At 67.2% G+C, this 8,712-nt stretch carries 9 protein-coding genes and 1 tRNA gene; 1 reads left to right on the forward strand and 9 read right to left on the reverse strand.

Annotated elements, in window-relative coordinates:
* Window position 1: 1 nt before the first annotated feature.
* Window positions 2–1,063, reverse strand: coding sequence for an ArgS-related anticodon-binding protein NrtL (gene nrtL, locus JKV81_RS19600; RefSeq protein WP_202076954.1), 1,062 nt, complete (start codon window positions 1,061–1,063; stop codon window positions 2–4).
* A 79-nt stretch (window positions 1,064–1,142) separates the two neighbouring features.
* A complete protein-coding gene (locus tag JKV81_RS19605; RefSeq protein WP_307820581.1) occupies window positions 1,143–1,577 on the reverse strand; it encodes a response regulator in 435 nt (144 codons plus the stop codon).
* A gap of 173 nt (window positions 1,578–1,750) precedes the next feature.
* Here JKV81_RS19605 and JKV81_RS19610 point away from each other — a divergent pair.
* Window positions 1,751–1,822: transfer RNA gene (locus tag JKV81_RS19610), tRNA-Arg, on the forward strand.
* A 183-nt stretch (window positions 1,823–2,005) separates the two neighbouring features.
* On the opposite strand, the gene JKV81_RS19615 is transcribed toward JKV81_RS19610, so the two are convergent.
* The 7 genes from JKV81_RS19615 to JKV81_RS19645 form a co-directional block, all read right to left on the reverse strand.
* Window positions 2,006–3,862 carry a DUF262 domain-containing protein gene (locus JKV81_RS19615; RefSeq protein ID WP_202076956.1) on the reverse strand — a complete coding sequence of 619 codons (1,857 nt, stop codon included), beginning with the start codon at window positions 3,860–3,862 and terminating at the stop codon, window positions 2,006–2,008.
* Between the two features lie 339 nt (window positions 3,863–4,201).
* On the reverse strand, window positions 4,202–4,882 hold the full coding sequence (locus tag JKV81_RS19620) for an Lsr2 family DNA-binding protein (protein WP_241748518.1): 681 nt from the start codon (window positions 4,880–4,882) through the stop codon (window positions 4,202–4,204).
* 94 nt (window positions 4,883–4,976) lie between these two features.
* On the reverse strand, window positions 4,977–5,654 hold the full coding sequence (locus JKV81_RS19625; RefSeq protein WP_129265442.1) for a contact-dependent growth inhibition system immunity protein: 678 nt from the start codon (window positions 5,652–5,654) through the stop codon (window positions 4,977–4,979).
* A gap of 10 nt (window positions 5,655–5,664) precedes the next feature.
* Window positions 5,665–5,964 (reverse strand): RNase A-like domain-containing protein, encoded by a 300-nt coding sequence (locus JKV81_RS19630; RefSeq protein ID WP_129265441.1) that lies wholly within the window; start codon window positions 5,962–5,964, stop codon window positions 5,665–5,667.
* Between the two features lie 9 nt (window positions 5,965–5,973).
* Window positions 5,974–6,531, reverse strand: coding sequence for a hypothetical protein (locus JKV81_RS19635; protein ID WP_129265440.1), 558 nt, complete (start codon window positions 6,529–6,531; stop codon window positions 5,974–5,976).
* Window positions 6,532–6,564: 33 nt separating this feature from the next.
* Entirely contained in the window at window positions 6,565–8,241 is a 1,677-nt protein-coding gene (locus JKV81_RS19640; RefSeq protein WP_202076957.1) for an RNase A-like domain-containing protein, read from the reverse strand.
* A complete protein-coding gene (locus JKV81_RS19645; RefSeq protein ID WP_202076958.1) occupies window positions 8,241–8,546 on the reverse strand; it encodes a WXG100 family type VII secretion target in 306 nt (101 codons plus the stop codon). The genes JKV81_RS19640 and JKV81_RS19645 overlap by 1 nt, the downstream gene beginning before the upstream one ends.
* Window positions 8,547–8,712 lie beyond the last annotated feature (166 nt).

Here is an 8,712-nt window from a genome sequence, read left to right on the forward strand (position 1 = left end):
GTCAGAGGTGGGGGGGCGCGCTGATGCCGAGCACGAACAGGCCGCCTGCCAGCACCTTCCCGGCGGCTTCGGCAAGGGCCAGCCGGGAACGGTGGGCGGCCGAGGGTTTCTCGTCGCCGACGGGGAGCGGCGGGGCCGTGGCGTGGAGGTCGAGGAGGGCGTCCGCCGTGGTCTCCAGGAACCGGGCGACGCGGTCGGGCGCGTGCAGGCGCGCCGCCGAGGCGAGGACACCGGGGTGGTCGGCGAGCGCGGCGTGCAGCGCGGGGGCGTCGACGTCGGTCTCGTACCGGCCGGTGAAGCCGAGCCGCTCCGCCTCGCGGGTGAGCGCGCGGGTACGGGCGTAGGCGTAGCGGACCAGGAAGAACGGATTGGCCTCCCCCTGTACGAGGAGGTCGTCGCCCAGGGGCGCGTGGTCGTGGGCGGCGGGCCGCTGCAGTCCCCAGAGCGCGGCGTCGCGCCCGAGCCGGTCCACCAGCGCCCCGGCGGTGGCGCCGGCGGGGACGGGGCGGATCAGGGCGCTTTCCTCGGCCCCGTACCGCGTGCCGGCCCTCACCCGCAGTTCCTCCCAGCGGGGGCCGGGCTCGCCGGTGCAGCCGACGAGCACCTGGCCGCCCTGGGTGCGCAGGAGCCGCGCCACGCTCTGCGCGACGACGGCGGCCCTGATCTCGCGGGGGTGGTGGAGGCGGTGGAGGCGCCCGGCCTCCGTGGTGACCCGCCCGTAGCGCAGGCCGAGCTCGCGGATCTCGCGGACGCGGGCGGCGCGGGCGTCGGCGCCGGTGGTGGCGTCGAGCGTGAAGTTCAGGAAGCCGGGTCCGGTGATCTCGACCCGCCCGATCCCGGGCGTCCCGGCGACCCGGTCCCGCAGGAGCGCGGCCACCTCCCGTGCCGGGAGCGCGGCGGGGCCGGCCAGCTGGAGGGCGACGGCGCAGGCGTAGTCGCCGCTGCCGCCGGGCCGTGTCCGCTCGATCCGCACGCGCGCGGGCACCGGCGCGCGCAGGGCGTCCTCGTCGACCGCGCGGCGCACAGCGTGCAGCACGGTCCGGGAGAGATCGGCGGGGGTCACGGCACCAGCGTATGGGAGGAAGGGGGGCACTTCGCCAACCGGTTTCGCCATACGGGCAGCGACCCGGCCGGCCGCACGCTCAGCCCGCCGCGCTCCCGGCCGTACCGGCACCGCGCCGACCGTCGAGGGGCACGGTGTTCTCACGGTCCACGAGCCGCCGCACCATGCGCACCAGCTCGCTCGGCTCGAAGGGCTTCGCCAGGAACGCGTCGACCCCGGCGGCCGACCCGGAGTCCACCTCGTACGGGGTGCACGCGCTGATGACGGCGACGGGCAGGTGCCCGGTCCTGGGGTCTGCGCGCAGCCGGGCGGCGGTCTGCACGCCGTCGAGCCGGGGCATCACGACATCGAGGGTGATCACGTCCGGGCGGACCTCGTGGACCAGGTCCAGGCACTCGACGCCATCGGCCGCGGTCACGACCTCGAAGCCCTCCAGCTCGAGATTGACCCTGATCAGCTGCCGGATGACCTTGTTGTCGTCGACAACAAGCACGCGGCCGTACGCCCCTGACACCCTTCGAGGGTAGGTCGGGCGGAGGAGCTGCGTCCGGGTTTTGCCCACTTCCGCCCCTGGAGGGTGGCGGGGCCCTCCCTCGCACGGGCGGCGGCGACGCGTAAATACCTGTTCCCGGACACCCCGTCGGAGCTGGTAGGGTTTCACTCGTCGCCGCCGAGGGCAGCGACATCGCCCCCGTAGCTCAGGGGATAGAGCATCGGCCTCCGGAGCCGGGTGCGCAGGTTCGAATCCTGCCGGGGGCACTTCGCAGGAAGTGCCGAAAAGACCCCGTAGCCAGCGGAAACGCTGAGCGCGGGGTCTTTTTTGTGCAGGCGTCCGGCTTGTCCACCGCAAGGACCACGGCCCGGCAACCCGGACCGTGGTGACGACGACCGCTGATGGCGGACGGCCGCGCCCGTGACCGGCGTTCGGTCACGGGCCGGGTGTCACGACCCCACGGGAATCGGACCGCCGAATTCCACCCCGTTTTCCGCAGCCTGGATCGCCTCCCCGGGGCGCTGCCCCGGAATGTGGTCGTCAACCACCGGCTTGCCCATCGCGGTGGCGATGTGTTCCTGGAGTACCTTCCGCCGCTCCTCGAAGAAGGCGTCGAAATCGTCGGCCCGCATCAGCCGGGGGTCCGCGAGGTGTGTCCTGATGCGCTGCTCGACGCCCTCCGGGCTGGTCTCGGCCGCCTTGGCGAGCCGCTGCAGATACTCGGACGGTGCGTGTCCGCCGATGATCCGGTTGGTCCGTGCCGTCAAAGGAGCCTTGTTGACGATGGAGTTGTAGACGGAACGCTCATGGCCGTTCTTGTTGCACCAGGCCTGCGGGAAGATGTGATGGATATCCATCGCCTCGTCGAAGTAGACGCTCACCTCCGCCTTCTCCCCCGTACGCCAGTCCGCGGCGCCCGCCTTGAGCAGGAGCGCGTAAATGCCCTTGTACGCGGCGCTCTGCCGGGTCCGCAGGGTCAGCAGGCGGCTCGCCGCGAACTGCGCCTGGGTGACCGTACGGGGTTCCTGCGTCGATCCGCGGATCCAGTCGACGACGTCGGGGAGGTCGAGGTTGAACCGGGTCTCGGTTGTGCCGCCGTACAACTCGCCGAACACCCCGCACCAGTACCAGCGGGCCAGCTTCTCCTGTGCACCCGCGGTCTCCGCGTCCTTGCCGGCGAGGGCGAAGATCGCCGCGAGGGGGATGAGCTGCGTGCCGTACGGCAGGAACCGGGTGTCGAAGACGAACTGCTGGCGCAGGAATTTCGCCGCGGCCTTGAAGCCGGCGACGACATCGGGGGCGTACCGCCTGTAGTCCTCCAGGCCCAGCACGAGCATCTCCTTGCGCTTGCACCCGATGCGCGGCAGACGTTCCTCGTCCGTGCCGGCCTCTTCCTCCCGGCGCCGCCGCTCGGCGGTGGCGAGGAGAGTGACCGCCTGGAGGAAGTCGGTGTTGGAGACGTCTTTCAGGATGGCGTATTCGGGCGCTTCCCAGGCAGAACGGCACTCGTGCCAGTGTCGTCGCAGATCGAACTCGTCGGCGGCGTACGTCGCCGTCAGCAACTCGAAGACGGTGAGAGTGACTCCCCCGGTGTTGACCTTCTCGAAGACCTGGCAGACCGCCTGACGTGGGGTGCCCTTGCCGAGTTCGATGACCGGGAAGTGGTAGAGGTCGAATGACTTGATGAAGCTGTCGCGGAAGCGGTACCAGAGCTCCATCGCATCCGGTGCGAAATTGCAGTGGCGGGCGAAGCCGTCGCCCCATGAGTTGTCGAAGAGGCATCGCAACGGGAAAACGCGGTGCTGGTACTCCAACTCCCTTGTCGAATAGTCTTCCAGGATCTCGCCTCGGAAGTTGACCACCTTGCGTGAGGGAGGGATGAACCGGATGGCCTCCTCGCGATCCTCGTTCTCGTCGATCGCCTTGACCATGTCGACGTAGAACCAACCGCTCACCCGGCGTTTACGCTCGTCCTGGGTCTCCACCGGGCTGTTCATCGCGAGCGACTGGAACAGCGAGGTGAGCCGCTGCTGTCCATCCAGAACCAGCGACTCCGGTTGCACCTGCCCGCTCAGGACCGCTCCCTCGATCGGCCTGTACTTGAACCGGACATCTCCGCCGCCCCGGAGCAGCATCACCGTCCCGACCGGGTAGTTGAGAGACACCGAGGCCAGCAGACTCGCGATGTTGGGCCAGGGCCAGACCCACCCACGCTGGAACTCAGGCAACTGGATCTTCCCCGCCCCGACCTGACCCAGCAGATCCCGCAAAGGCCTCTTGTCGATGCTGAAGGTCTCTGTCGCCACATCTTCTCCTTGTGCAGCACAACACGTGCGTCGGCGCACGCTCATCGGGGGCGAGGGGTGGAGCGCTCAGGATTCGCCCGGCTTCTGTCCCGTCGGCCACCGGCTTATGACTTACCTCACCCACCCTGCCTGAGCTTCTGCGCTTCGGCCCCCTTCTTGGTCATTTTGCACCCCGGAGCCGTGACGCCCGGGCCCGGAACAAGGGGCGCCGCCGAAGGACCCGGGAAGTGCGCCGCCCTTGTGAGCCGCTCACCACCGGCCGCATTCGCCTGGCCCTTCTCGCGAGAACCGGTGGAGTCCCGCCCGTGGAGACCGACAAGCTCGGCCCGACTCGTTCAGTCAGCTGTGGGCGTTCTCCCATGCCTCGCGGATCGCGGCCGGAATGCGTCCGCCGGCGGACACTTGGTGGCCGTTGGCCCGAGCCCATTCCCGAATGGTCTCGCTGTCGACGGGTGGCCGGGCCGGGGCCTGCGGCGGGGCCCACAGCGTGGGGTCCGAGGGAACGAATGCGGTCGTCGGTTCGAGGACGTCCTTGGGGAACTGGGGCACGGAGGTCTCGCCGCTCAGTACGGAGACGAGGAACTCGGTGAGGGTCCCGTCGTAGGTGAACCACCGAGGCCCGCGGGCCTCGTTCACGGCGACGCGCCAGGCGTCCGGAGCTGTGCGTGGTTCAGTGATCCAGAAGAGGTGCTCTCCGTTGTCGGTGCCGCCCATCGGGAGGAGTTGCCGCGGGTCGTACGGAACGGGGTAGGTGCCTCGGTCGTGGTCCAGCTGCAGCTGCGCGCGGATCCTGGCGGGCATCGGGCCGGTGAGGTCGACCCATTCGGTGACCCCGTCGGGTTGGTAGATGCGCAGGTAGTCGGCGAAGGACCCCGGGCCGTAGGTGGATGCGAGCCGCTTGTAGTCCTCGGGAAGCGGCACACCGAGAACGCTCTCGACCTGATTCCAGTCGATGGGGCGGCGCCGGCTCGTCTCTTCCGGCGGCGGGCAGAGTCGGGTCAGGGCGGCGAAGGCGGTCACTGGATTCCTCTGGCGCGTCGTTTCATCGAACCATCCAGCGGGAAATCCGGTGGGTCCATCCGTGGCAGTCACCAGCAAGTCCGGCCTGCGCCAGTCACTTTCCGTAGTCGGGCACGGCCGTCGCGAGGCGCTCCGCCACCGTCCGGAGCCAACTCTCTACCGTGAACTCGGCTGGTGGCTCAACCTCCATACCGAGCTCGCCCACACCGACGGCGTAGTCGTGATCCTCCAGTCCGAGGGCCAGCAATTCATGGATCTCACCGACCAGCCGGGCGGTCAGCTGGGGATCGACCGTTTCTCCGTAGTCGCGGACCGCCGCATCGTGGTCGGCGAATTCTTCGGGCATGTCCTGCGAGAACCAGCCGCCGAGGAACTGCGCCAGCTCCCCGAAGCGGGCGTGCCACTCCCAGTGTGTCTGGGGCGACGTCGGCGGAGGCACATCGCCGGACTCGATGCTGCGCTTGATGTGGTCGGCCGTCCTGGACAGCCAGCTCTGCGTCTGGGACTCGGACAGCCCGAGATCGGGTACCGAATAGAACTCGCCGAGGCGCTGTCGCAGGCGGCCGGGCGGGTTCCGTGCGTACTCGCGGAGTTGCTGTTCGGCGACGGACAGCGCCCATGGCCTGGTGTGCCAGGTGTGCCGAAGGTACGCCTGGAGGGCCGACGGCGCTGTGTCCGTTTCCGGATCGCCGGGTTCCTGTCCGGCGAAGGCTGAAACGACGATGTCGAGTTCGCCGTACCGGCGGTCGAACTCAAGCGGCTTCATGGACACTGCGGCACCTTCAGAGGTAGATCGGGTAGGTGGCATGCACGACGAAACCGTGCGGACTCGACGCTTCACGCCTCAACGTCACCCGTGCGGCCCGCACATCGACGGGCTCGCGACCGGCGAGCATCATCGCCTGCAGCAACACGCGTCCGACGGGCTCCTCACGGGATGGCCAGGCAGCCTCGATGGTCAGCCTCGGGCGCGTTCCCTGGGCCAGCCAGCGGTGCACGGCCTGCTCGTTGCGCGTGACGACCTGCTGGGTACACCACTCTGCGGTCGCGCGGTCGGGGTAGGTGGCGGAACGAGTACGCACGGGAAATCCTCAGTCAGTCGTGAAGCCCCAGAAGATGCCGACTTCCGCGGCAGAGACAGCGATTACACCACAGTCCATTACATAGCTGGTAAATCCCTCATAGACACCCTCTCGCCCAAACATGTCGGCATGGGGATTTTCGCGCGCCGACACCGCATTGGTGAAGAACAGCGCGTCTGCCCCGAACCTCTCCAGGACCACTCGCGCGTGAGACATCAGCTCAGCCTCTCGCGCATCAAAATCCTGAATACCCTCCGTCTGGAACCAATCGGCCTGGAGAGTGACCATGATTTGTTCGGCCCCACTCCTGGCCACAGGGAAAGCCGCATCGAAGTCGCCCGGCGTGACAGCACCGAACGGGTTTTCCGACCCCGCACCGTAATTGCTCCCTGCTGGCGCCGTGACAATCCTCGGCCAGCCACGCGGGTCGTCCGTCCGGAGCTGCATGACGTCGAGGGCATCCAGTCGCCAGTCATCGCGTCGCCGCGCTCCCACAGCTGCGAACATGCCTTCCCCGAACATGGCCCGCAGGGAGCGGCTCCAGAGGACGTCGTCAATCTGCGTCACGGCCCGTACCTCACAGTTTTCCAGGAGTGCACACTACGGGTGCTGAGTCTTGTCGGTGGGCATGGAAGTAAGAACGACGAACGGTGGGCTACTCCCCGGGTTGGGTCTCAGGACGACCCACACATTGGTCACATCACGCGCGGCGTTGTCGCCTCGATCCCACGATCTTCCTACGGTGTCGTTCGTCGTCAAGAGAAGTGAGCGGGACGAGTTGGGCCCGGGGTTACCTGCGAGCCAATTGTCGATCTTTCTTTGATTCGACGGTTCATCAAGAGCCGCCTGAGTATACCGCTGCGCGTCCCCGAGGCTCCCGAATGATGACACCGCTTCGGGCCGGATACCGGAAGGCCTGACGATTTGCTGGTCCCGCAGCCTTTGTTCCAACTGCTCATCAGTCTTGCCTACATGTTCGTCCACAACGTGGGACCCGAGCATGCCCTCCTGGTTCGCAAGATCGAGGGGGTATTTGTGATTGCTTTCGTCGTCCCCGGCCACGGTGTAGAGCGGATCGTCCTTGAAATCGGTCAGAGCTCGGGCGCCGAAGGACTCCGCACGCGCCGACTCGGCCCGGAACGTGGGGGCACTGTTGTATGCCTCATCCAGAGCTTCGTGGAGTTTGTTGAGCTCGACGACCTGTCGGTGCACACGGTTGTTGTATGCCTCGACCGCTGAATTCATCGCTTCCTCGTCCACCTCGAGGGCGAACCCCTCGGCGAAGCCCTTTCCTATGTTGAGAAGACCCTTCCCGAAGCTTTTGAGATCTTTCAAGCCCAGACCGTCGCTCGTGTCGATGTGCGGCAGGGCCTTGATGACGGCTTCGTAGTAGAGCCTGCGGATATCGTCCCGCACATCCTGCGCGGCAATCGCCCAGGCGCCCAGAGCGTCACTCATGACGTCACAGGTCTTGACCATCACGTCCATGACGGGGTGGCTGCCGGCCTTCCCGGGCTGAGCCGTGTCATGTTTCCACTCATAGCCCTCGCGGCTCTTGCCCCACGCGCTCGTGCCCCAGACAGCGCTGCAGAACTGCCGCATTGCCCCAGCCCACTCACCGTTCGAGCGATCGGTGTAGTTGTGCAGGGCACTACTGAGGTTGCCGTCCGTCGTGGTGACCACCATGCTCGCGGACACCCAGGCGACAGACATGTTGTCCAGGCCCAGGTAGTCGGGCAGCGGCATGATCTCGGCCGCCTTACCCATGCGATAGGCATCTTCAAGGAGAGGTCTGATGATCGCCAGAACTCCGGCTTCCACTGCTTCCAGTGCCAGCTGGAACATGTCCTGGCTCTGGTCGATATCCGCCCACTTGAGGTCCGTCACGGACCCGTAGCTCGGCGGCGTATCGATCACGGCCGGCGGTGGCTGGGTCTGGGCCGGGGCGCCGGAAGGGTCGGTGGCCGCATCGGCGGTCGCATAGTTGTTCGCGGTCTGGGCGAAGCCGACCGCGGCACCTCCGACGCTCGCCACCGACTTGGCCCACACCTCGACGAAGCGGTTACCGACCTTCTTGTACGCGGTGGCGAACTCCCATGCGGCGGTTCCGTAACCACCGCAGTCCGGATACCGGCCCAGCTCATCAAGGAGCTGGTTGGCTCCCTTGTGCAGACCATCCTGGAGGTAGGCGACGTAGCCCGCGAGCGCGTGCAGCGCACTGGGGGTGACGTCGATGTCTCCCTTACTCAAGGGAGGCGGAGGAGGGGGCATGGTCATCAGGCCGCTCCCCATCCTCGCAGCACTGCGGCATGTGCCGCCGCGTAGTTGGTCTGGCCTGTCGTGACGACGCCGTGGAGCCACGCCTGAGTCGCCTGAAGGTCCCGGGCCGATCTATCCCACTCGTCAAGCTTGTCGATGAACGCCTCGCGTGCCTCGCCTTCCCAGGTGAGAACGACCTTCGCGACGCGGTCATGCATGGTGTGGACGCTCTCGTTGAGCTCCTTGAGGATTCCTTCCAGCTGGCCCGAGAGGAGCTGCAGAGTGGCAAAGTCAACCGCTATGTTGTCGTCACTGTCAGTCATGCGTACCCCTCGTCACAGATCATTCAAGCGACTCGTTCGCGGCGCGGCAGGCTGGCTCCCGGTGTTGGGCGTCGACAGCTCAGCGGCCTCCTTGTCCACGTCCACAGATATCTGGATGCGTTTGAAGGCTCTTCCCAGATGAGGGTGTAGGTCGGCCGGGCGCGTC

Origin of the sequence: Streptomyces silvae, assembly GCF_016745505.1 — a bacterium.
Taxonomy (GTDB): domain Bacteria; phylum Actinomycetota; class Actinomycetes; order Streptomycetales; family Streptomycetaceae; genus Streptomyces; species Streptomyces silvae.